Origin of the sequence: Peribacillus sp. S4, assembly GCF_046715815.1 — a bacterium.
GTDB lineage: Bacteria > Bacillota > Bacilli > Bacillales > DSM-1321 > Peribacillus > Peribacillus frigoritolerans.
In genome coordinates this window covers 981,379-1,004,287 of the sequence record NZ_CP175708.1, presented here as the reverse complement: position 1 = coordinate 1,004,287, position 22,909 = coordinate 981,379, and the positions used below count along the sequence as shown (strand labels likewise).

Genomic DNA, 22,909 nt, shown 5'->3' with positions numbered 1-22,909 from the left:
TAAAAATGTTCAGTTGTTATGCAGCTGCTCCGCTTCTTTTACAAGCATGATGCCAACTAATCGATTCCTCTTCCATTCCTCAGGAAACACAGTCAACGGCGGATTGGTTTCATCCACTAAATAACTAAGTTCGATCGTCATTCCCGGGCGGCTGAATTCAGTTATGAACCAATCAGTAAATCCGCTTCCTACCGCTTCTTTCTCCGGAAAGGTCAGTTCATACCCCGTCATTTCGGCAGTCTTTTTGGCAATCCCATAATCCCTCACCATATTTTTCCGTTTATTTTTGTAATGCCAAAAGATTTCCCTTCCTGAGGTATGATAGGAAACAGCAATAAGTGGATCGATCTCCTTCGTGAAATCCGTAAGCGCTTTTACTTCGGCTGCTTCCAGTGGTTGTCGGCCTTTATAAAATTGATACGTCGGTTTTGTTTCATGACTCATTACTTCTTTCCATCCAGCCGGATATTGCCTATTCAAATCAATGCCTTTAGCGTTGGCTTTCCACCTGGACCAATTCCTGCTATATCGGTTCATTTTCCATACTGCAGCCTTTTCAAGAACATTTAAATTGGATAAATCTCCTTGCTGGATGCTCACGCCATCTGGATTAAGCATCGGGATGAACCAGATGCTCACTTCATCCAATGATTCCGACGGAAATTCTCCAATAGGTTTGCCCGCTCGATAGGCGGCTGCATACTCTTCAAGCATACGCATTAAAAGTATGGAACTGAGCCATTCCCGTCCATGATGTGATCCCACCAGCAAAATCGATTTTTTTCCTTTCCCTAACTTGACTGCCTTTATATTTTTCCCCTTTTCAGTTTGTCCGATTATTCGAACGTCCAATTCATACTGCTTTTGGATTCCTTGCAAATCCATTTCCATCTGTTCAGGGGAATACACTTCTGCTGCCAGCGATGGTTCAGTGAAAAAAAGAAGCACTAATATTCCAATTACCATTATTTTTCTCATGTACTCACCTTTTATTTTTATTCAGGTAAAAAGCAACAACCGCGGTCCAAATACATCGCCACTTATTGTAAGGAAATGTTCTGTCAGATCTGAACAAAATACAAATAGCTCCTTATTAAGGGGGAGAAGAACATGAGGATTGCGGATTATGATCAGGCATTGTTTCACACACACCGTTCTGATTGGGACAGCTTGTTAGTATTGATGGTTCGGACGAAAGATCACTTTCTTTCGAAAAAAATAGAACATTTCTTGCACGCTTACAGGTTTGAGCATGATTATCAAATCGTTCAATCCCAGCTGTATGCACTGCTTCGTTATCTGGATCATGCGGCAGAAAAAACAAGTGATTATTTAAGTGAACTTCCAAGCTAAAATCAACTATAGTTTTTGCAAATCGGGAAAATTTATACAAGAGGATTAATTATCGGGGATATAACTTTGGCTGGTGAAACCCTATAAAAACAAGGAAGGGTCAGGTATTGAATACCTGACCCTCATTTCATCACTTTTTCATTGTAGCATATGCAGTTGAATACATTTTAAGCTCTTCGATCATACCTTCAACAAGTACCGCAGACTCTTCAAATAAACCATCATTTTCGTAATCGAAGCAATGCGGATCCAGAACCAATTGTTTGGCGATCACATTTGCATAAAGGCTTCGACCCACTGTCCTCATGGAATTCAAGGCATTGATCCCGCCTTTTCCTCCCCCGGAGACAGCCAATAGGGCGACAGGTTTATGCGTGAATTGTTCACTGCTTAAAAAATCCAAGGCATTTTTCAAGGCTCCGCTCATGGAACCATGATATTCCGGGGTGGTAAGAATTACGCCATCAGCTTCCTCGATGCTTTTCCGGAGCCCTTGAATCACTTCCAATTGATATTGCTCACCTTCACCTGAATATAAAGGGATTTCGCTATTGCTTAAATCAATAAGTTCCGCTCCGTATTTCTTGGATATGTAGCGTGAAGCAATCCCTGTACGCCCTTGTTTACGTGGTGAACCATTAATGATTACTAATTTCATGAATTAAACCTCCATTATTCCCGATGTTTCCGAGATCAGTCGCCAATACAGTATACCAAAACCGAAACGGAATTTCCTAGAATTTTGATTTTTCATTCAACTAAAAATCAAAAAAAACGAAAGACCGAAGAAGTCTTTCGTTTAGCTTTCATACATTTAAACCAATGCTTCAATCTTGCTCATGAAATCTTCCATGACTCCCGATAACTTGGACTCAGCTTCTTGCATTGATTTGCCTTGGACACCGAAATAGAATTTAATTTTCGGTTCGGTGCCTGAAGGACGCAGGCAAACCCATGTACCATCCTCAAGGAAATACTTTAATACATTTGATTTCGGAAGCTCGATCAATTCTTCATCATTTGAAAGTAATGTCCGCTTCTTGCTGCTTTGGTAATCTTCTTCAATGACTACCGGAATGCCAGCTATTCGGGAAGGAGGATTTTGACGGATTTGATTCAATATTCCTTGAATCTGTTTCGCTCCCTCAATGCCCTTTAAAGTCAATGAACGTAAACCTTCCAAGTAAAAGCCGTACTTTTCAAACACATTCAGCAACCCTTCATATAGTGTCAATCCCTGCTTTTTATAATGGGCACAGACCTCGACAGCAAGCACTGCAGCTTGAATGGCATCCTTGTCACGTGCAAAGTCTTTAATCAGATAACCGTAGCTTTCTTCATATCCGAACAAGAAGCTACTTTCCCCGCTTTCATGATACTGATTTATTTTCTCGGCGATGAACTTAAACCCGGTAAGTACATCAACCGTCTTCAAGCCATATGACTCGGCAATCGTCCGACCGATTTCCGAAGTGACGATGGTTTTTAAGACGACTCCATTTTGGGGAATCTTTCCTTTCTCTTTTTTCTGGGACAGTAAATAGTCCAGGAAAAGTGCACCTGTTTGATTTCCAGTCAGGACAACATATTGACCCATCTCGTTTTTAACGGCAATTCCAAGCCGATCGGCATCTGGGTCCGTTGCTATCAATAAGTCCGCCTCCACCTTGTTTCCAAGCTCAATGGCCATTTCAAATGCAGCTGGTTCCTCTGGATTTGGAGACTGAACTGTCGAAAAATCCGGATCCGGCAATTCCTGTTCCTTAACGATATGCAAATTTTGATATCCTAAGCTTTGAAGTGCCCGCCTGACGGATTTATTTGCCGTTCCATGAAGCGGCGTAAAGACGATTGACACATCTATTTCCTCGGCAAGCTGCGGGTTCTCGGGAACCGTCAGCAGCTCACGATTATAGGCAGCGTCCAATTCCTCCCCAATCATTTCGATGAGGCCCTGCCCTTTAAGGACTTCAGCTTCTTCAACCTGAATTTCAAGCTCACTTTCAATGGCATTCACATAGCCGATCACCTGATCCGCTGCTTCCGGCGGCAATTGTGCCCCATCTGACCCATAAACCTTGTAACCATTATATTCAGGCGGATTGTGGCTCGCCGTGATGACGATTCCAGCAAAAGCATTCAGCTCGCGAACCGCAAATGACAATTCTGGAGTTGGACGCAATTCATCGAATAAATAAGCCTTCACCCCAAATGTAGCCAAGGTTTTAGCCGCTTCGAGTGCAAATTCCGGGGACTTATGTCTCGAATCATAAGCAATCACAGCCCCTCTTCCTTTTGCTTCTTCCCCAAACGAAGAGATATATTGAGCTAACCCAACCGTTGCCTTCCTTACAGTATAAAGATTCATCCGGTTCGTTCCCGCTCCGATTTCCCCACGCATTCCGCCTGTGCCAAACTCTAAATTTTTATAAAAGGCATCTTCGAGTTGTGCTTCATCCCGCTGCATTTCCTCAAGGAGGACACGTAATTCCCCATTTAAATTCTGGTACCCTGCCCAAGTAGTGTATAAAGATTTCCAATCCATCTCCAACATCTCCTCCCAAACGCCTTATTTGTAATTATTATGTATCTGCCTTACATATACAAAATTATCATATTTATTCCAATAAATGAAGTAAAGGCTCGTAATGAAAAGAACCTAATCCAGTGTTCTTCACATCACGAGCTGTTTTCTTCCTATTTATTTCCCGCCATCTTTGTAATGCAGATGGTAAATATCATGACGGCGATCTTTCAATTGCTTTACAGTACCGGACTGACGCTCCCGCCTTAAAATCTCCAAATCGACATCGCCAATCAGGACCATCTCAAGGTTCGGGCTTGTTTCCCCGACTATGCCGTCACGTGCAAATTCGAAATCCGAAGGAGAGAAGATTCCCGATTGGGCATATTGGATATCCATATTTTCCGTTTGCGGGAGATTTCCAACCGTTCCGGAAATGACGGTATAAATTTGGTTTTCCACGGCACGTGCCTGGGCACAATAGCGAACTCGCAGGTAGCCTTGCCTGTCTTCTGTACAAAATGGAGTGAATATGATTTTGGCTCCCATGTCGGTAGCAATCCGGGCGAGTTCCGGGAACTCAATATCATAACAAATTTGTATGGCGATCTTACCACAATCCGTATCAAAGACACGAACGCGGTCACCTGCGTTAATACCCCACCATTTTCTTTCATTCGGTGTAATATGAATTTTATATTGCTTTTCAATCGTTCCATCGCGACGGAATAAATAAGCGATATTATAGATATTATCATCATCTTCTTTAACGAAATGGGAACCGCCGATGATATTGACGTTATACCTTACAGCCAAAGTGGTAAACAATTCAATGTACTGCTCCGTGAAATCCGACAGTTTCCTGACAGCCAAGCTTGGTGATCTTTCATTCAAGAAAGACATCAGCTGGGTTGTGAACAATTCCGGGAACACGGCGAAATCCGCATTGGCATCCGAAGCAACGTCGGTGAAATACTCGACTTGGTTAGCGAAGTCATCGAATGAATCGATTTTACGCAGCATGTATTGCACGACGCAAATCCGTACCGGTTCCGATGTTTTATAATAACGTTTTGTTTTCGGCTGATAATCAACGTTATTCCACTCCATGAGCGTAGCATACTTATTGGATTGCAGATCGTCCGGCAAATAATTCGGATTGATCCTCATAAGCGTGAACCCATTTAAAAGCTGGAACGAAAGAACCGGATCATATATTTTGTGCAATTGAACTTCTTTTACATACTCCCTTGGTAAGAGTTCCTCCGCATGTTTATGGTAATTGGGAATCCTGCCCCCGATAATGATGCTTTTTAAATTCAAGTGGGCAACAAGTTCTTTCCTTGAATCATATAGTCTTTGACCAATTTTCATCCTGCGGAACTCAGGATGGACCATGACCTCGATTCCATATAAATTATAACCGTCCGGATTATGATTCGTGATGTACCCATTATCGGTTACATCATCCCATGTATGGCGGTCATCATATTCGTCAAAATTAATAATGAGGCTGGAACATGAACCAATCACTTTTCCATCATATTCAGCCACAAACTGCCCTTCTGGAAAAATTGCCAGATGGCTCTCAAGCTGATCTCGCTTCCAGGGAACCATTCCCGGAAAGCAACTCGACTGCAAAGCAATTATTTCATCTATGTCTCCTAGCCTCGTATTACGTATTTCCATTATTTTTTCATATTTATGCAGGTCCAAATTAGGCATTTTCCTCAGACTCCTTTAATCTCTTCCATAAGAATTATACCCCTTATTCAAAAATTAAAACAACCGAACCTACCCATTGATTTCAAATAATAACATTCTGAATGTCCGTTAAAAGAATATATATTTTACAGACGCGGTCCTTACATACTATACTTTTCATGAGAGTAAAAAGAGATGGGGAAGAGGAACCATGAACAATACAAAACGCAGTGTGGAAAACTTATTATTTGCAGCCTGGGCTGCTTCCATCATTGCGATGTTTGGAAGCTTATATTTTTCTGAAATTAAGCAATACGAACCTTGTGCACTCTGTTGGTATCAGCGGATCATCATGTATCCTTTTACGGTCATATCAGGAATTGCAATCATTCGAAAAGATTATTGGATCAGTTTTTATACCATGATATCGTCCGCTATCGGTGCATTCATTTCCACGTACCATTACTTGATAAAAAAGGATTCATTCTTTCCCGACCACACCCTTGCATGAGAAGGGTTCCAGGTACAGGACAATATATAAACGTATTGGTTTCATCACCATCACGTTCTAGCCTTGACTGCATTCGTCATTATTTTTACATCGTATGGACAAGATCCAAGGAGGTTGCAGCTTAATGAAGAAAATGGCTATATTTTTAGTGATAATCGTCGCCCTTTTTGTCCTGCTGGGCGTTTTTACAAACTTGAAAAAAGAAGAAAAATCAAAAGGAAATCCATACGGCAAGGATAAGCTTAAACCCGCTACTGTCGATCAGCTGGATGACCCCAATTATCAAAATTTGATTCTTCCTGTAGAGTTGGAGCAGGACCTCCAAGATAGTAAAGACATGACCGTTTATTTCTATAGTCCTACGAACTCAATCAGTCAAAAAACCACACCAGTCGTGGCACCTTTGGCAGAGAAATTGGGTATTGATCTTGTTCAATTCAATCTTTTGGAGTTTGAACAAGGATGGAGCGACTATGGCATCAAAAAGACTCCTACCATCGTTCATTATAAAAATGGCAAAGAACAAGAACGAATCGTCGGATTTAAAGATGAAGTAACGTTCGAGAAATGGTTCGAGGACCACGATATTAATTAAGGATGAAAAAATGAGCCGGCCCTAACGGAAATGCTTCTCCCGTTATAGCCGGCTCATTTTTTTTGCCTTATACTAAATATTGATTCGCCACCTGGATGTCCATCATCTGCATTTCATTATTCGCTTCAAGGTTTATACTTGAAAAATGGTCATAATAAAAGGGGAAGAATATTCCGCATTCATTCAATAGAGTGATGTTATGTTGGAACAATTCTTCAGACTTAGGTTCCATCACCCTCTTTTGTTTGTCTAATATCGACATAAGGACTTGAAGACATGTCATTACTTGAAATGCGTCTCTTAATGTTGCCAAGTAAGTAAAAGAACTTTGATTGGGCTCTAAAACGCCAATCTCACGAAAATGAAGGATTTCACTTTCCGTAAAGTACTTTGGAAATACAGATTCGTAGAAACGAGACACGAGACTCGCTATTTCTTGCTCTTGTTCTTCCGTTGAAGAAAAGACCGTCTTCACTAAAAAAACCACCTTTTTTCAGATCCGTTAGACCTATCTATTATATGTATATTCTAGGACAAGGGATTTCTTTCCCCATAGAATAACATAAATATTGTAAAAAATATGTGGTAATTTCCACCACTGAAAATCTTAGCAATAGGCCCAAGGTTACTTTTTTATACCATATCCATAATTATTATAGATTTTTTTCATTCAAGCACAACCAAACGAGTCGAAAGTAGGAGTTAAATTGGAAAATTTCAAAATAACTAACCAACATTTAATAATTGATGTTCTCCAAAGTTGGAATGGATTAACATTGGAAAAGCTTTTCAGGGAGCGATGGAAGGCCCCGAAAAAATTAGTGCATGAATGGAGGATGAGTAAAGAAGTGTCAATGAACGGGAATTACGTCACCTGGTCAACTATCCTCAATGAAGGAGATACGATCAGCATCCCCTTATTGGATCACGCTGAAAATGAAACAGTTCAAGCCGCAGACTTAGGAATTACCATCTTATATGAAGATGATGTGTTGTTGATAGCCAATAAGCCGGCTGGAATGGAAACCCACCCTTCTCAACCGGGTGACGCACACTCCCTCCTCAATGGAGTCGCACACCATCTTCAAAAAACCAGCCAGACCTGTATGATCAAGCATATTCATAGGCTTGATAAAGATACCACCGGTGCGGTCCTTTTTGCCAAAAACCGCCTCATTGGGTCCATGCTGGATAGAATGTTGGAAGAAAGGGAAATCAAGCGGACTTACCTAGCTTTAGTCGAAGGAAACATTAAAAAGGATGAAGGAGAAATTAAAGAAAAAATTGGACGTGACCGCCACCATGCCACTAGACGAAGGGTTTCCCCTACTGGCCAGACGGCAGTCACCCATTATCGGGTGCTTAACCGTGATTCCAAGAAAAACTTGACCCTCGTCAGCTGCACCCTGGAAAGCGGCCGAACCCACCAGATCAGGGTGCATTTCAGTCATTTGAACCATCCCTTGGCCGGAGATACATTGTATGGCGGAAAAAAGACATTTCCACGTCAAGCCCTGCATGCAAGGAAAATCGAATTCATCCATCCCATTTCAGAAGAAAAAATGATCGTTGAAGCTCCTTTCATTGATAGACCTGAAATATTCAATCTCAACATTTAAACAGAAATAAAACACCGTGCCATTTCGGACGTTGTTCGAGCTTGTACAAAAGAGATCTAGCTAAATTTCAAAACAAAGTTGATTGGAGCGTATGGTACGAGACTCCTGCGGGAAATCGTGTCCAGGGGAGACCTCACAGGCGCAAGTGCGCCGAGGAGGCTTCCCGGACCGCCCGCGGAAAGCGGGTGCCTGGAGAGGAAATCAACATTTCAATTCTATAAACACTCAAAAATACTGTAGGAAAAATCATTTATTATCGAGTTTTAGTCAAATGGAGCTCTATCTAAAAGGTAAAACAAAGTTGATTGGAGCGTATGGTACGAGACTCCTGCGGGAATACGTGTCCAGGGGAGACACCGCAGGCGCAAAGTGCCGAGGAGGCTTCCCGGACCGCCCGCGGAAAGCGAGTGCCTGGAGAGGAAATCAACATTTCAATTATATAAATACTCAAAAATGTGCTGTAGGAAAAATCAATTATTATCGAGTTTTTAGTCAAATGGAGCTCTATCTAAAAGGTAAAACAAAGTTGATTGGAGCGTAAGGTACGAGACTCCTGCGGGAATACGTGTCCAGGGGAGACACCGCAGGCGCAAGTGCGCCGAGGAGGCTTCCCGGACCGCCCGCGGAAAGCGAGTGCCTGAAGTGGAGATCAACACTTTTTTGCAAACTCCATTAATTTCGAATTTGTGACAGTCTGAAATATCGTAACATACCGGGACGGTGTTCTTATTTCTTCATTAATATTATCCCAATTGTCGCTCATACTTTTTTTCAGCGGACAGATTTTCTGCATGTTGGGTCGAGTTTTTTTTACGCTACACGGCCGAAATATACACATGTTGGGACGAAATCCGTTCATTTTGGCATAAAAAAATAGCTGGCCACTTGGGCCAGCTTTATTTTTGTATTTATGAAGCTTTTCTCATGCCTTTTAAGATAAGGCTTAAGATGAAGACAAATACGATTGCACCAATCAATGCTGGAATTATAGCGAAATCTGCCACTGAAGGTCCCCAGTTCCCAAGAATTAATGAACCTAACCATGCACCAACAAAACCAGCGATAATGTTACCGATAATTCCAAATGGTACGTCACGTCCAACAATCATACCTGCTAACCAACCGATGATACCTCCGATAATTAATGACCATAAAAATCCCATAATATATTTCCTCCTTCAAATTAGTTATTTTTTGATTTTCTGCAGCAGACTCCAAGAAATTAAATCACTTCCATATTGTCATGCTTTTTTTCAGTACTTTTAACCTTTACATTCAAATGGTATGATGCCGATTCGCACAATATCTAATGAATGTGAATGTTTAGTTATTGGGTAGTGTTAGCTAGCTATAGCCCTTGAGTAACTGATTGAACAATCCTCATGTTAGTGAATTTTTTCTTTTTGTTTGCTGCTGTACTCATTATTTTCCCCGTTTAATTAATCTAAAACCTAATTTTTTTTAAAAATATTTGGCAATAAAAACAGGATTATCAGATATATTAAACGGGTATACCATAGGCTTAACTTTGTCACATAGTTAGTATAAGCAGCATTCGTCTCAATTATGTTCATAAAGCAAAAAGAAAAAGGATGCCCCATTTTCGGGACACCCTCCTATCATTTGCAGTATTCTTTTTAGAACAAAAGTTCATCGGGATTGCTGCCGAAACGTTCATTTTTGTTCAAGGCATCTATTTGATTCATTTCATTTAAACTCAATGAAAAATCAAATACCTGTGCATTTTCCTTGATACGGGATGGCGTAATCGATTTAGGTATTACAACTAGATCATGTTGCAAATGCCATCTAATCAACACTTGTGCTGGACTTTTCCCGTGCTTCTTTGCTATATGATTAATTGTCGGCTCTTCCAAAAGGTTCCCTCTGCCTAGCGGGCTCCAAGATTCTACCTTTATTTCATGTTTTGCACAGTAATCACGAATTTCGGCTTGAGTCAAAAGTGGATGCAATTCAATTTGATTGACGACCGGCTTCACTTCACTGTTTGCAAGTAAATTTTCCAAATGATGAATATGGAAATTACTTACACCGATTGATTTCACCTTTCCATCCTTATAAAGCTTCTCCAAGGCCCTCCAGGTTTCCAGATATTTATCTTTTCCCGGCCAGTGGATCAGGTATAAATCCAAATATTCCAATCCAAGTCGATTTAAACTATCTTCAAATGCCTTGAGCGTCGTATCATATCCTTGCTCGGTATTCCACACTTTGGAGGTTATGAACAATTCTTCACGTGGCACTCCGCATTCCCGTATCGCTTGGCCTACACCTTCTTCATTTTCATAAATGGCCGCTGTATCAATCGCACGATAACCGACTTCGACCGCTTTTTTGACGGACTCAACCGTTTCATTGCCGTTTTTCACTTTAAATACACCGAAACCCAACTGTGGCATTTTAACTCCATTATGTAAGGTGATCGTTTCCCCAATATTCGAAATCATTCCATCATTCCCCCTTACTTTTATTTACCAATTATACATCCCTCCACCTTCTATTTCTAACCATAAGCATCGGGATTTATAAAGTCCCTTGAGCGCGAAAACAACACTTAAATACCATTTAATGTATTAAAGGATACATTTTTACCTTTTAATCATTCATTAAGTTAAATATTTTGTAAAAAAATGACGAAACATCTATCCTAATAGGTATGTAATTCGTTACAATAGTATAGTTCGACTTTAAACCATGTAAAAAAGAAGGTGCCATCTTTTAAGAATAATCAAAACTAAAACTCCCATGCTATATATTGAGGAGTGCAAGCTGTCCTGTGCCCATTCATCGGCCATAATCTAGATACACTTTACATACTTGAAATCAAGGGAGTCCTCCATGTATGAATAGCATTCTCATCTTAACCGCGCTAATTATTATTTTTGCTTTGGTCTTTGACTTTATCAATGGTTTCCATGATACGGCTAATGCCATCGCTACAGCCGTATCAACCAAGGCACTTAAACCACGTCATGCAATCATCATGGCTGCGGTCATGAATTTATTGGGAGCACTGACCTTTACCGGTGTAGCGCATACCATTACAAAGGATATCGTCGATCCTTTCACATTGAATAATGGTTCTTATGTTATCCTTGCTGCACTAATTTCGGCAATAATATGGAATTTAATCACTTGGTATTTTGGCATTCCAAGCAGTTCCTCCCATGCGATCATTGGTTCAATAGCTGGAGCGGCCATCGTGGCCAGTGGATTCGATGCTATTAAATGGAATGGATTCACTAAAATTGTACAAGCATTGATCCTATCTCCCATCCTTGCCTTTACGCTTGGATTCATTGTTTACAGTATCTTCAAGGTAGTATTCAAAAATAATAATTTAGGAAAAACCAATACACGATTCAGGAGAATACAAATTGTCACGGCGGCCATCCAGTCTTATACACATGGGACGAATGATGCTCAAAAATCCATGGGTATCATCACGATGGCTTTGATCGCTAACGGATATGCCTCTACCTCTGAAGTTCCTTTCTGGGTACAATTATCTTGCGCAATAGCCATGGCGCTTGGTACATCGATCGGAGGTTGGAAGATCATCAAAACCGTTGGCGGTAAAATCATGAAAATCCGCCCGGTTAATGGTGTGGCTGCCGATATGACTGGAGCAGCGATCATTTTCGGTGCAACCTTCCTGCATATGCCGGTCAGCACGACTCATGTCATTTCCTCTTCAATACTTGGGGTCGGTTCTGCGCACCGCATCAAAGGGGTAAAATGGGGAACCGCAAAAAACATGTTGGTCACTTGGTTCATTACATTGCCAATTTCTGCTTCCTTAGCTGGAGTCATTTACTATTTGATTGCTTTATTTTTATAGAACCTTTTGCCTTTCCATATCGGAAAGGCTTTTTTTTTACAAATACCCCCTTATAAATGCAGGTTTTTCCCTTTTTTTAATTTTCCTTGTTTTTTTATGTAAAGTTTTATTAAGATTTTGTAAATTTTCGTCGAAAAACCTTCCCGGATCCTACATGAATTCGTTACAATCAATTTGTTAATACTAAGCGTACGACTAAAGTGCGTAAATTTGCATGACTAATTGGGAGGCTTTAACATGGCTTTTAAATCAAAAAAAGACAAATTCGCTGTAATGCTTTTTAACATCGCTCAAAACCTTAAAGAAGGTGCTGACTATTTCGCGGATTATAAACTCAAAAATATCTCCGATCTAAAAGTATTTTCAGATACGATGAAAGACTATGAGCATAAAGGCGATTCAATGGTTCATAATGTGATCAAAGAGCTGAACAATGCTTTCATCACTCCTATCGAACGGGAGGATATCCTTGAATTAACCATGAGAATGGATGATGTCATAGACGGTTTGGAACACTGTGCGGCATTATTCGAAATGTACTCAATTGTAAATGCAGATGAGTATATGCTTAAGTTTGTGGATGCAATCAAGCAGTGTACTTATGAGATTGAAAATGCTGTCGATACACTATCCACTAAAAAATTGCCATTGATACGTGAACATGCAATCAAAATTAAAGATCTTGAATCCGTTTGTGACGGAATCCAACGTCAATCAATCAAAAACTTGTTTACAGTTGAAAAAGATCCAATCAGGATCATTCAATATAAAGAAATTTACGAAAGCCTTGAAGAGATTGCCGATCACTGTCAAGCGGTGGCCAATACACTTGAAACAATCATAATGAAAAACGCCTAAGGAGTACCCCAATAAATGGATACTTTATTAATTATAACAATATTAATCGTTTTCTTTGCTTTAGCATTTGACTTCATTAATGGTTTTCATGATACAGCCAATGCAATAGCGACTGCCGTTTCAACAAAGGCCTTGAAGCCGAGGCATGCCATCATCATGGCAGCCGTCATGAATTTCGTCGGTGCCATGACATTTACTGGAGTGGCGAAGACCATAACGAAGGATATCGTGGATCCGTTCACGCTTCCGAATGGTTCATATGTAATTATGGCTGCTCTACTTGCCGCTATCATATGGAACCTTCTAACCTGGTATTACGGAATACCAAGCAGTTCCTCCCATGCATTGATCGGTTCGATTGCTGGTGCAGCCATTGCTGCAGCGGGATTCGCTGGAATTAAATGGGAAGGTTTCATGAAAATTCTTCAAGCTTTGATCTTCTCCCCGTTAATTGCTTTTGTAATCGGGTTTATCGTATACAGCATCTTTAAAGTTGTCTTTAAAAACAATAACCTGACAAAAACAAACCAAAAATTCCGGACTATACAGATTGCTACTGCAGCACTTCAATCGTATACCCACGGAACGAACGACGCACAAAAAGCGATGGGTATCATCACGATGGCCCTTATTGCAAATGGTTATGCATCAAGTACCGATATCGCCTTATGGGTTCAGTTCTCCTGTGCTCTCGCAATGGGACTTGGAACTTCCGTCGGCGGATGGAAAATCATTAAAACCGTTGGCGGCAAAATCATGAAAATCCGCCCGGTCAATGGTGTTGCAGCCGATATAACCGGAGCCTTTATCATTTTCGGCGCGACTGTAATACACATGCCAGTCAGTACAACCCATGTTATTTCGTCTTCAATCCTTGGTGTTGGGTCTGCGCATCGTGTCAAGGGCGTAAAATGGGGAACGGCAAAAAGAATGATCATCACTTGGTTCATTACCATTCCCATCTCGGCAACATTAGCTGGTTTGCTTTATCTTTTAATTAACTTCTTATTCTAAAATAAAATCCCTTCCGGTTTCCATCGGTAGGGATTTTCTGTTTTACAAGGATTTATCTATGCTTATCAATAGGAAATCGTTTAAAATTCAAGGAGAAGGAATTTTTTTTAGCGAGGGGCAAAATAAAAATGAAGGAATTCGAAAAAAATAGAGATATTTTTAAAGACCTTTATGGAGATATGATGGAGTTTGCCGATAGAATCAGTTCTGTTTTAGGTTGCCCCATTACAATCGAGGACGGTAACCACCGCTTACTTGCATATAGCACTCACGATGATACTACGGATCAGGCCCGTATCATGACCATAATCGGAAGACGTGTCCCTGAAAAGGTCATCAACAGTTTATGGAAAGATGGCTTCATCCCTGCGTTATTGAAGGAAGATGCCCCCATTAAAATCGGGGCCATCAATGATGTCGGTCTTGGTAACAGGGTTGCGGTTTCCATCCGGAAAAATAATGAAGTACTTGGATTCATTTGGGCCTTGGAAGTAAATGAACCTTTCACCGAAGAAGATATGAAATTTCTGCAATTCGCTGCCAAGGAGGCAAAGAACCAGTTACAGCAATTGCAATTGAAAAAGAAAAGGAAAGAAGCAGGTCATCAAGAGTTCCTATGGCGCATGTTGACCGGGCACTACCAAGAAGAATCGGAAATAATTGAAAATTACAAGAAATTCTCAATCCATGTTCCAGTGGTTTTTTCCATATTGGTATTCGAATTTCCTAAAGAGATCAATCGCGAAGTGGAGCGCTACATTTCATACATGTTAACGACCACTCAAAAGATAAACAGTTCCTTATTTGCCATTGACCATAACAAGCTCATTCTTTTCGCGGGAGCCAACCAGGAAAACAGCCCTTCTTTCACTTCATCGATTTATGAGTTCATTCCTTTTTTCATTCTGGAGATGAAACGGCGTTTCGGTGTTGAGCATATCCTTGGAACGGCTGGCAATATGTATAAAAACTTAATGGATGTTAAATCAAGTTACGAAGAAGCTCTATACACCCTAAAAATGAAGAATATATTCCCTGATGACATGGTACTCATTTTACATTATGAAGAACTTGGCATGTTTCAAATGATTGAATCACTCGCAAGCAACAAACAGCGTCGTGTTCATCCTTCCATCCTTAAACTTAAAGCATACGATATGAAAAACCAGACGGAATTGCTGCAAACACTCACCGTCTATCTAGAGAAAGACTGCAACCCAAATGAAGCTTCAAAAAATCTTCATATTCATGTAAATACATTGAATTACCGATTAAAAAGAATCTCTGAAGTGGGAAATATTCGATTAAAAGATCCAATTCAAAAAATGTCCCTCTTTCTTAACATTAAACTTAATCAATATGATGAATTTTTCAAAAAAAATTAATGATATATTCCCAGATATGGAATACTAAAAGAAGTGTGGAAAGGTTGATCATATGAAATTAGAAACAAAAGAAGAACTTGAAAAAGAATTAACAATCATTGAAAAATGGGAGAAAGATCAGAAAGGACTATGGTTTTGGGAACGGATTGGGCGCATCCCCTTCAAGCTATTGGATAAGTTGACACCAGATTTCATTCAAAAAAAATTGGGTGTCATGCTTGATGAAATCGGCAGCTACATTCAGAATGGCGGAAAATATTTAACGAAAGAAGCCCATATTCTTAGTCAGCTGCAAGCCAAGGTTCCCGAGTTGAATATTAATGACCTGGAAGATGTTTCAAGCATCCCCCTCCATATCATGGATAGCGTGAGTCAGGATATTAAAACTTCTGGCAGAAAATTGGCAACGGTTCAAGGTGCCACTACCGGGATTGGCGGAATCTTCACCTTGGCCATCGACATCCCACTTCTTCTCGGGATGTCCATCAAAACCCTTCAGGATATCGCCATCACATATGGCTTCAATCCTAGAGACCGCCAAGAACGTATTTTCATCGTCAAATGTCTGCAATTTACAACATCGGATGTTGTCGGCAAAAAGGCTCTATTAAATGAATTGTCGAAAATGAACCAGACTGATTCCCAACCAAAAAGGGAAATAGCATCCGAACTCCAGGGATGGCGAGAAGTCGTTTATACATACCGCGATCAGTTTGGCTGGAAAAAGCTTTTGCAAATGGTTCCTGTTGCCGGAATAATATTTGGCGCCATTACAAATCGTTCGATGATTGCCGATATCGCCGATACGGGAATCATGCTTTACAAGAAAAGAAGGATTTTAGAGCGCATTCAAGAACCTATTGCAAAGAATTGATTTCAGCTTTACAAAGGTCTTGATCCTCGCAAGTCCATGGTTTTTGAAACTGCGTTTGTGGAATTTCACAAATACACCTTTTTCATTTTTCTGATTTCCACATACTAACTGTTTCTTTTTCCAACTATACTTGTGATACAAATAGTAAAACATATTATTGGAGGGATTAAGATGAGAATAGGAATTCCAAAAGAGATTAAAAACAATGAAAATCGTGTAGCTATCACTCCAGCTGGGGTCGTGGCATTAGTCAATGCAGGACATGAAGTATTAATCGAAATGAACGCAGGTCTAGGAAGCAGTTTCACAAATGAAGCATATCAAGAAGCTGGTGCTGTTATAGTCGAGGACGCTGCTAGCGTTTGGGCAAGTACAGAAATGATCATGAAAGTAAAAGAACCTATCTCATCTGAATATAAATATTTCAGAAAAGATTTAATCCTTTTCACATATTTACATCTTGCGGCAGAACCGGCACTAGCCCAGGCACTAAAAGAAAGCGGTGTCTTGGCCATTGCTTATGAAACGGTTGCAGTAAACCGCACACTTCCATTATTGACACCAATGAGTGAAGTTGCAGGCCGCATGGCTGCACAAATCGGTGCTCAGTTCCTTGAAAAAAATAACGGCGGTAAAGGAATACTCTTAAGCGGAGTTCCTGGAGTTAAACGCGGTAAAGTCGCTGTAATCGGCGGAGGAATGGTTGGAACGAATGCTGCTAAAATCGCTATTGGTTTAGGCGCAGATGTTACCATTCTTGACTTAAGCCCTGACCGCCTGCGTCAGCTTGATGATATTTTCGGAAATGAACTGACTACACTCATCTCCAACCCTTATAATATTGCAGAAGCAGTCAAAGATGCCGATTTAGTAATCGGTGCCGTATTGATTCCAGGTGCTAAAGCTCCTAAGCTCGTTACTGAAGAAATGGTTAAAACGATGTCTCCAGGCTCAGTCATTGTCGATGTTGCAATCGACCAAGGCGGTATCTTTGAAACTGTCGACCACATAACAACACATGATAACCCTACTTATGTTAAACATGGAGTAGTTCATTATGCAGTGGCGAATATGCCAGGGGCAGTGCCTCAAACTTCTACAGTAGCTTTAACTAACGTAACAGTCCCATTTGCACTTCAAATTGCAAATAAAGGTGCCATCAAAGCGATCCTTGAAAATGATGCTCTTGCAAAAGGCGTCAATGTGGCTAACGGTGAAATCACGTTCGAAGCAGTTGCCACAGACCTTGGCTACAATTACGTAAGTGTTGAAAACGCCTTAAACCCGAATAACATTAACGCTTAATATAAATAAGACTCCAGAATCTTGTCTGGAGTCTTATTTTTTTTGGACGAGGGCCTCGATGAAGCTGAGCTTCTTCGTATGATATCTGGATCAGGCCAGGATATTCCGCACAAGGGTCGAATTATCCTCATATGGGTTGGATTATCTGCTCGGACGGGCGATTTTTCCGGAGATATAAGATATGCCACTTCTTGATCAAGTCTGCCCTTTCCCCGGTTGATGTTCTTACTAATCATACAAAATTGAATATTCCTCTTAATCTATGAAAATCTTTCCTGGATTCATTATTCCTTTCGGATCCAAAGCCTGTTTGATTGTTTTCATCACTTCATAAGCAGCTCCGTGCTCCCTTCGCTGATACTTCGATTTTCCAAGTCCTACCCCATGTTCACCCGTACATGTACCGCCTTTTGTTAATGCATATTCGACGATTTCTTCATTTAACCTCTTCGCTTCTTTAACTTCTTCAGGATTTTTCAAATCAATCATGAACAATACGTGATAATTCCCGTCACCTACATGTCCTACAATCGCACCCTCCACTTTGGATTGTTCGACTTTCTTCCTTGTATCCAGTATGGCATTCGATAATGCATGTAGTGGCACACTTACGTCGGTCACCATCAGCTTTTTTCCGGGTGCACTATGAATGAAAGCGTACGCGAGATTATGGCGCGCTTCCCATAAGGCGTTCCGTGCTTTTGAATCGGTTTCAAACTGGATATCTCCACAGCCAAAATCATTTACGATTTCCTTGGCAAATTTGACGTCCTGTTCCAGTCCGGCAAAATTCCCATGAAACTCGAGGAATAGAGTTGGTCGGACATCATAGGATTTGTCCATGAATTGATTAACTTTTTTTATGGACTCGGCATCCACCAATTCAATTCGTGCAATCGGGATTCCAGCAAGCATGATCCCATTAACCGCAGATACAGCCTGTTCGACGGTTGGAAATGAGGCTCTTCCGGCCATTGTGACTTCAGGGATGCCATATACCTTCAATGTCAGTTCAGTAAATACACCCAGCGTACCTTCAGAGCCGACAAACAAGCCATTCAAATGAATGCCTGAAGATGATTTTGTCGCTAAGCTTCCGGAATGAATCACTTCACCGTTTGCTAAAACCACTTCCAAATCCCTGACTTGATCGCGCATTATCCCATATTTGACCGAGGTCGTCCCACTTGCATTCGTAGCTGCCATCCCACCCAATGTAGCATCGGCGCCAGGATCGACGGAAAAGAACAAACCGTATTTTTTTAATTCTTTATTAAGTTGCGTCCTTGTCACACCCGGTTGGACCTTAACAAGGAAATCATTTTCCCTGATTTCCAATATTTGATTCATCAAGGACAAATCCAGGGAAATACCCCCTTTGACTGGAACGACATGTCCCTCCAAACTTGATCCTAACCCAAAAGGAATGACTGGTATTTCACGCTCATTCGCATAACACATGACTGCGCTTACTTCTGCAGTATCCCTTGGATATATGACCATATCCGGTAAATGCGGGCTGTGATATGATTCATCATGGCTGTGCTGTTCCAATAAAGTTTCATTCACCGTTACTTGTTCTTCCGAAAGTATCTTCCTTAATTCTTCTATATAGCCTTTCATTATTACAGCCTCCTCTTTTCTCCAAACATTCTGAAAATGGTTCGCGAATGAGATTGCCCGCTAATAGGCAATCCATCTTTCTTCATTTACTGAAACCTTTCGTTTTATCCGTGCAGGCCTTCATTGCTTGCAGAATGCTGGATCTTAGCTGATTCTCTTCTAAAGCCGCTACCGCAGAAATCGTTGATCCGCCCGGCGTGCAGACATCATCCTTTAAAGCAGCAGGATGTCTTTCCGTTTCCAGTACCATTTTAGCAGCTCCCATTACAGCTTGTGCTGCCATTCGGTATGCTTGCTTTCGTGGAATGCCATCACGGACCCCTCCATCAGCCAGCGCCTCGATGAACATATAAACATAAGCAGGCGACGAACCGCTGATGGCCGGAACTGCGTCCATCAAATCTTCATGCAGGATTTCCGTTTTACCGAAACTATTCAGCAGTGCAGTCACATCCTCTATATCAGCATCGGTAATTTCATCATTGATGCACATAGCAGTCATGCCTTCACCGACAAGCGAAGGAGTGTTTGGCATCGTCCGGACTACCTTCACTCTTTTTTCGAAGCTGTTCTCAACTAGAGATACAGTGATCCCTGCTGCCATAGTAATGATAACGGTGTCTTCTTTAACATGATTCTTCACTTCTTCAAGTACTTGCTTATGCATGGCAGGTTGGATCCCCAGAAAGAGAAAATCGGCAAAACCGGCAACCTCTTTATTATCCAAAGTACCTCTAACGTTATATTTCGTGGTGATTTTAGTTTTGGTCTCCGCACTCGAAGTACTGACCATTATTCCTTCAGGTGAAATGACCTCTGCATGCAGCATGCCCTCAAGCATTGCCTCACCCATTTTGCCGCATCCAATAAACCCGATTTTTTTATTCATATCTTACACTTCCAATCATAAGTTCATCTATGTTCCCACTTTATTATATCGGATATGATAAATGGAAACACGTTGGAGATATTAAACAGGAAGGATTTGGTGGTTTCTGGTCGAATTACTTAAAGTGATATGGATGAATTTGTATATTCACCTTTACCCACTATAGTCAAGTAATTGAATTCTTTTGCAAAAAAAATGTTGACTAATTGGTCATTAGAGATTTATAATTTTGACCTATTAGTCACAAACGAATAAGAAATACAGTTATAGAAATGGAGAAATGCTATGCAAATGGAAAAAAAAGCGGTCAATACCAAGCTTGTCTTAACAGGATTGATCATAGGAATGTTTTTCAGTTCATTGGAACAGACGATCGTCGGTACGGCCATGCCGACAATTATCGGGGAATTGAATGGTTTCACCATCTTTGCATGGGTAACGACTGCCTATTTAATAGCCTCAACGACTGTTGTACCCATTGTTGGAAAGCTATCTGATTTATATGGCAGGCGTTCCCTTTATCTGCTTGGCACAATCATATTTACGATCGGTTCGTTTTTATGTGCCACAGCCACTTCGATGGAGCAATTGATCATCTACAGAGGTCTGCAGGGAATCGGCGGCGGAATGATCATGCCTTTATCCCAAACGATCATTGGCGATATATTCTCTGCGGAACAAAGAGCCAAATGGCAGGGTGTATTCGGAGCCCTTTTTGGATTAAGTTCTGTCATCGGCCCTTTTCTGGGCGGCCTGATCGTTGACCATATCAGCTGGCATTGGATCTTTTTGATCAATGTACCGACGGGCTTACTATCGGCCATTTTGATTTATGTAGGATTGAAACATGAAGCGATAAGGAAAACTGAGAAAGTGAATATCGATTATCTAGGAATCTTCACTTTGATTCCTGGTATTGTCCTGTTATTGCTTGGCTTGACCTTCGGTGGTGATAAATTCGAATGGTTATCACTGGAATCTATCTTGATTTTCGGCAGCACCATTGTCTTCATTGTCCTATTCATCATTTTTGAAAGAAGAGCGGTCGAACCGATCCTTGATTTATCCCTTTTTAAAAATAGAGTTTTTTCCACCACGAATATTTTAGGATTCCTGCTTGGCCTTGGCATGTTTGGGGCAATCATGTTCGTCCCGCTGTTCATGCAAGGCGTTTTGGGAGTTTCACCAACAAAAGCGGGATCGACCATGACTCCGATGATGATTGGTATGATTCTTTCCAGCATCATTGGCGGGCGGTTACTTTTGAAATTCCGTTTTCGTACCGTGCTTACCTTTGGAATGGCCTTTGCGACGCTTGGCTTTTTCCTAATGAGTATGATGGACGGCAGTACGACTATATTCACTGCGTACTCATTCATGGCCATCCTTGGGATAGGTATGGGGCTTGTCATGCCGACATTGATGATTGCCGTTCAAAACGAATTTCCAAAATCGCAGCTAGGGTCGGTTACAGCGGCTTCAACCTTCTTCCGCTCAATAGGTGGAACGATGGGCATCACGATTTTGAATGCTGTCATGAATCACAATCTCCAGCAAAATATGGATGATGCGGTCGTAAGTCAAAAGAACCCTATATTGCATGAGGCACTGAAAGCATTAGCCGATAAAACGGATACGTTATTCAACATCATGCTTTATCCCGAAAACCTAAAAATGCCCGCAGAAGTCAGCAATGTCCTTGTTAAAACGATAGAAAATGCTTGGATCGATGCATTCTCCAGTGTTTTCATCACCGGTATCTTTTTCGTTTCCGCAGGGATATTAGTGGCACTTTCCGTGGGTTCGGGCCGAATCAAAAGAGATCAAGAAACGGAAAAAGAATTAAGCTAAAATAGGCTCGGGACCGGCTGATATAATCAGCCGGCCTTTTTCATCCCTTCAATCCTATGTTTCTTTTTCATTTGATAAGGGCATTTTACCTGTATGAGACTAAATGGGGTGATACTATGGACAAGATAAACGATTCAATTTTGCCTGCTGATTTTTATCAGCAGCCCACACTTGAACTGGCGAAATCGCTTCTTGGCTGCCTGATCGTAAAAGAAACAGCGGAAGGAACCGCTTCTGGATTCATTGTTGAAACAGAAGCCTACATGGGACCTGGGGACAGGGCCGCACATAGTTTTGGAAATAGACGGACAAAACGGACGGAAGTGATGTTCGGAAATTCCGGTTTGATCTATACATACGTCATGCACACACATACACTGGTCAATGTCGTAAGCGGCGGACCTGAAAATCCGGAAGCCATTTTAATTCGTGCGATTGAACCGTATTCAGGGCTCGAGTTAATGCATGAAAGACGCGGAATTGCCGATATTCGTAAATGGACCGATGGACCAGGGAAGCTAACAAAGGCACTAGGCATCACCATGGATGATTATGGCCGATCCTTTACCGATCCCCCGCTATATCTGGCTGCCGGAAAAAAGCCTGGCCACATATCCAGCGGTCCCCGCGTCGGAATCGACAACTCCAGGGAAGCAAAGGATTACCCTTGGCGTTTCTGGGTTACCGACAATCCATTTATATCCCGTAAGAACTTAATTAATAAAAGGGGACCAAAATAGTCTCCATGATGTTATTCCCCTCTAAGCGAACATTGTAATTCTGTGTATGTTACACAACTTAGAGGGGATTTTGCTTTGTCGGTAAGCATCCCGAAATCCATATCAAGTATCGTATATGAAAGTATTATGAATAAAGCTAATGACAGCCCTAGCCTCAAAAGGAACAAGACTTTAATTGAAGTTTAATTTCTGCCAAACTTAT

The 22,909-nt window shown here is 41.1% G+C and carries 21 protein-coding genes; 12 read left to right on the top strand and 9 right to left on the bottom strand.

The features are described 5' to 3' along the window. Positions 1–9: 9 nt before the first annotated feature. Complete coding sequence (locus ACJ9PY_RS04805; protein ID WP_411739572.1) at positions 10–978, bottom strand: M14 family zinc carboxypeptidase; 969 nt, start codon at positions 976–978, stop codon at positions 10–12. A gap of 132 nt (positions 979–1,110) precedes the next feature. On the opposite strand from ACJ9PY_RS04805, the gene ACJ9PY_RS04800 reads away from it, so the two are divergent. Next, positions 1,111–1,353: a YhdB family protein gene (locus ACJ9PY_RS04800; RefSeq protein ID WP_048689737.1), complete on the top strand. Its 243-nt coding sequence runs from the start codon at positions 1,111–1,113 to the stop codon at positions 1,351–1,353. A gap of 130 nt (positions 1,354–1,483) precedes the next feature. On the opposite strand, the gene ACJ9PY_RS04795 is transcribed toward ACJ9PY_RS04800, so the two are convergent. The 3 genes from ACJ9PY_RS04795 to ACJ9PY_RS04785 form a co-directional block, all read right to left on the bottom strand. After that, positions 1,484–2,011, bottom strand: a complete 528-nt coding sequence (locus ACJ9PY_RS04795) for an NADPH-dependent FMN reductase (RefSeq protein ID WP_057275653.1) — start codon at positions 2,009–2,011, stop codon at positions 1,484–1,486. A 156-nt stretch (positions 2,012–2,167) separates the two neighbouring features. After that, the gene (locus ACJ9PY_RS04790) at positions 2,168–3,898 is read right to left on the bottom strand and encodes a phospho-sugar mutase (RefSeq protein ID WP_187050525.1); all 1,731 of its coding nucleotides are present in this window, start codon (positions 3,896–3,898) and stop codon (positions 2,168–2,170) included. 156 nt (positions 3,899–4,054) lie between these two features. Further along, positions 4,055–5,602: a carbon-nitrogen hydrolase family protein gene (locus tag ACJ9PY_RS04785; protein WP_063577224.1), complete on the bottom strand. Its 1,548-nt coding sequence runs from the start codon at positions 5,600–5,602 to the stop codon at positions 4,055–4,057. Between the two features lie 190 nt (positions 5,603–5,792). Here ACJ9PY_RS04785 and ACJ9PY_RS04780 point away from each other — a divergent pair, with 190 nt between their 5' ends. Both ACJ9PY_RS04780 and ACJ9PY_RS04775 read left to right on the top strand, forming a co-directional pair. Continuing rightward, positions 5,793–6,092, top strand: a complete 300-nt coding sequence (locus tag ACJ9PY_RS04780; RefSeq protein WP_222620111.1) for a disulfide oxidoreductase — start codon at positions 5,793–5,795, stop codon at positions 6,090–6,092. Positions 6,093–6,216: 124 nt separating this feature from the next. Beyond that, a complete protein-coding gene (locus ACJ9PY_RS04775; RefSeq protein WP_411739571.1) occupies positions 6,217–6,687 on the top strand; it encodes a thioredoxin family protein in 471 nt (156 codons plus the stop codon). Positions 6,688–6,754: 67 nt separating this feature from the next. Here the strand turns inward: ACJ9PY_RS04775 and ACJ9PY_RS04770 are convergent, their stop codons facing one another. Next, entirely contained in the window at positions 6,755–7,162 is a 408-nt protein-coding gene (locus ACJ9PY_RS04770; RefSeq protein ID WP_268564683.1) for a DUF5365 family protein, read from the bottom strand. Between the two features lie 232 nt (positions 7,163–7,394). On the opposite strand from ACJ9PY_RS04770, the gene ACJ9PY_RS04765 reads away from it, so the two are divergent. Beyond that, the gene (locus tag ACJ9PY_RS04765; RefSeq protein WP_377330976.1) at positions 7,395–8,306 is read left to right on the top strand and encodes an RluA family pseudouridine synthase; all 912 of its coding nucleotides are present in this window, start codon (positions 7,395–7,397) and stop codon (positions 8,304–8,306) included. A gap of 908 nt (positions 8,307–9,214) precedes the next feature. On the opposite strand, the gene ACJ9PY_RS04760 is transcribed toward ACJ9PY_RS04765, so the two are convergent. Together ACJ9PY_RS04760 and ACJ9PY_RS04755 are read right to left on the bottom strand one after the other, a co-directional pair. Next, positions 9,215–9,469 (bottom strand): GlsB/YeaQ/YmgE family stress response membrane protein, encoded by a 255-nt coding sequence (locus ACJ9PY_RS04760; protein WP_170946860.1) that lies wholly within the window; start codon positions 9,467–9,469, stop codon positions 9,215–9,217. A 474-nt stretch (positions 9,470–9,943) separates the two neighbouring features. After that, a complete protein-coding gene (locus tag ACJ9PY_RS04755; protein WP_187050523.1) occupies positions 9,944–10,774 on the bottom strand; it encodes an aldo/keto reductase in 831 nt (276 codons plus the stop codon). Between the two features lie 395 nt (positions 10,775–11,169). Between ACJ9PY_RS04755 and ACJ9PY_RS04750 the strand changes: the two genes are divergently transcribed. The 6 genes from ACJ9PY_RS04750 to ald all read left to right on the top strand — a co-directional run bounded on the left by ACJ9PY_RS04750 (position 11,170) and on the right by ald (position 17,604). After that, positions 11,170–12,168, top strand: coding sequence for an inorganic phosphate transporter (locus ACJ9PY_RS04750; protein WP_278089277.1), 999 nt, complete (start codon positions 11,170–11,172; stop codon positions 12,166–12,168). A 237-nt stretch (positions 12,169–12,405) separates the two neighbouring features. Continuing rightward, entirely contained in the window at positions 12,406–13,026 is a 621-nt protein-coding gene (locus ACJ9PY_RS04745) for a DUF47 domain-containing protein (protein WP_034315087.1), read from the top strand. 15 nt (positions 13,027–13,041) lie between these two features. After that, positions 13,042–14,040: an anion permease gene (locus tag ACJ9PY_RS04740; RefSeq protein WP_411739570.1), complete on the top strand. Its 999-nt coding sequence runs from the start codon at positions 13,042–13,044 to the stop codon at positions 14,038–14,040. Positions 14,041–14,168: 128 nt separating this feature from the next. After that, complete coding sequence (locus ACJ9PY_RS04735; RefSeq protein WP_411739569.1) at positions 14,169–15,425, top strand: PucR family transcriptional regulator; 1,257 nt, start codon at positions 14,169–14,171, stop codon at positions 15,423–15,425. A gap of 52 nt (positions 15,426–15,477) precedes the next feature. Beyond that, positions 15,478–16,299: an EcsC family protein gene (locus tag ACJ9PY_RS04730; RefSeq protein WP_411739568.1), complete on the top strand. Its 822-nt coding sequence runs from the start codon at positions 15,478–15,480 to the stop codon at positions 16,297–16,299. Positions 16,300–16,470: 171 nt separating this feature from the next. After that, positions 16,471–17,604, top strand: a complete 1,134-nt coding sequence (gene ald / locus ACJ9PY_RS04725) for an alanine dehydrogenase (protein ID WP_034315093.1) — start codon at positions 16,471–16,473, stop codon at positions 17,602–17,604. Positions 17,605–17,859: 255 nt separating this feature from the next. On the opposite strand, the gene ACJ9PY_RS04720 is transcribed toward ald, so the two are convergent. Both ACJ9PY_RS04720 and proC read right to left on the bottom strand, forming a co-directional pair. Further along, on the bottom strand, positions 17,860–19,227 hold the full coding sequence (locus tag ACJ9PY_RS04720; RefSeq protein ID WP_411739567.1) for an FAD-binding oxidoreductase: 1,368 nt from the start codon (positions 19,225–19,227) through the stop codon (positions 17,860–17,862). Positions 19,228–19,309: 82 nt separating this feature from the next. Then, positions 19,310–20,116 (bottom strand): pyrroline-5-carboxylate reductase, encoded by an 807-nt coding sequence (gene proC, locus ACJ9PY_RS04715; RefSeq protein ID WP_057275644.1) that lies wholly within the window; start codon positions 20,114–20,116, stop codon positions 19,310–19,312. Between the two features lie 285 nt (positions 20,117–20,401). Between proC and ACJ9PY_RS04710 the strand changes: the two genes are divergently transcribed. Both ACJ9PY_RS04710 and ACJ9PY_RS04705 read left to right on the top strand, forming a co-directional pair. After that, on the top strand, positions 20,402–21,967 hold the full coding sequence (locus ACJ9PY_RS04710) for an MDR family MFS transporter (RefSeq protein ID WP_328134972.1): 1,566 nt from the start codon (positions 20,402–20,404) through the stop codon (positions 21,965–21,967). Positions 21,968–22,083: 116 nt separating this feature from the next. Beyond that, entirely contained in the window at positions 22,084–22,707 is a 624-nt protein-coding gene (locus ACJ9PY_RS04705) for a DNA-3-methyladenine glycosylase (protein ID WP_106026739.1), read from the top strand. The last annotated feature ends 202 nt before the right edge of the window (positions 22,708–22,909 follow it).

Excerpts from the sequence above, each read along its gene's own strand:
- ACJ9PY_RS04805 (WP_411739572.1), bottom strand. The coding sequence starts at position 978 with ATGAGAAAAATAATGGTAATTGGAATATTAGTGCTTCTTTTTTTCACT.
- ACJ9PY_RS04800 (WP_048689737.1), top strand. The coding sequence starts at position 1,111 with ATGAGGATTGCGGATTATGATCAGGCATTGTTTCACACACACCGTTCT.
- ACJ9PY_RS04795 (WP_057275653.1), bottom strand. The coding sequence starts at position 2,011 with ATGAAATTAGTAATCATTAATGGTTCACCACGTAAACAAGGGCGTACA.
- ACJ9PY_RS04790 (WP_187050525.1), bottom strand. The coding sequence starts at position 3,898 with ATGGATTGGAAATCTTTATACACTACTTGGGCAGGGTACCAGAATTTA.
- ACJ9PY_RS04785 (WP_063577224.1), bottom strand. The coding sequence starts at position 5,602 with ATGCCTAATTTGGACCTGCATAAATATGAAAAAATAATGGAAATACGT.
- ACJ9PY_RS04780 (WP_222620111.1), top strand. The coding sequence starts at position 5,793 with ATGAACAATACAAAACGCAGTGTGGAAAACTTATTATTTGCAGCCTGG.
- ACJ9PY_RS04775 (WP_411739571.1), top strand. The coding sequence starts at position 6,217 with ATGAAGAAAATGGCTATATTTTTAGTGATAATCGTCGCCCTTTTTGTC.
- ACJ9PY_RS04760 (WP_170946860.1), bottom strand. The coding sequence starts at position 9,469 with ATGGGATTTTTATGGTCATTAATTATCGGAGGTATCATCGGTTGGTTA.
- ACJ9PY_RS04755 (WP_187050523.1), bottom strand. The coding sequence starts at position 10,774 with ATGATTTCGAATATTGGGGAAACGATCACCTTACATAATGGAGTTAAA.
- ACJ9PY_RS04750 (WP_278089277.1), top strand. The coding sequence starts at position 11,170 with ATGAATAGCATTCTCATCTTAACCGCGCTAATTATTATTTTTGCTTTG.
- ACJ9PY_RS04745 (WP_034315087.1), top strand. The coding sequence starts at position 12,406 with ATGGCTTTTAAATCAAAAAAAGACAAATTCGCTGTAATGCTTTTTAAC.
- ACJ9PY_RS04740 (WP_411739570.1), top strand. The coding sequence starts at position 13,042 with ATGGATACTTTATTAATTATAACAATATTAATCGTTTTCTTTGCTTTA.
- ACJ9PY_RS04735 (WP_411739569.1), top strand. The coding sequence starts at position 14,169 with ATGAAGGAATTCGAAAAAAATAGAGATATTTTTAAAGACCTTTATGGA.
- ACJ9PY_RS04730 (WP_411739568.1), top strand. The coding sequence starts at position 15,478 with ATGAAATTAGAAACAAAAGAAGAACTTGAAAAAGAATTAACAATCATT.
- ald (WP_034315093.1), top strand. The coding sequence starts at position 16,471 with ATGAGAATAGGAATTCCAAAAGAGATTAAAAACAATGAAAATCGTGTA.
- ACJ9PY_RS04720 (WP_411739567.1), bottom strand. The coding sequence starts at position 19,227 with ATGAAAGGCTATATAGAAGAATTAAGGAAGATACTTTCGGAAGAACAA.
- proC (WP_057275644.1), bottom strand. The coding sequence starts at position 20,116 with ATGAATAAAAAAATCGGGTTTATTGGATGCGGCAAAATGGGTGAGGCA.
- ACJ9PY_RS04710 (WP_328134972.1), top strand. The coding sequence starts at position 20,402 with ATGCAAATGGAAAAAAAAGCGGTCAATACCAAGCTTGTCTTAACAGGA.
- ACJ9PY_RS04705 (WP_106026739.1), top strand. The coding sequence starts at position 22,084 with ATGGACAAGATAAACGATTCAATTTTGCCTGCTGATTTTTATCAGCAG.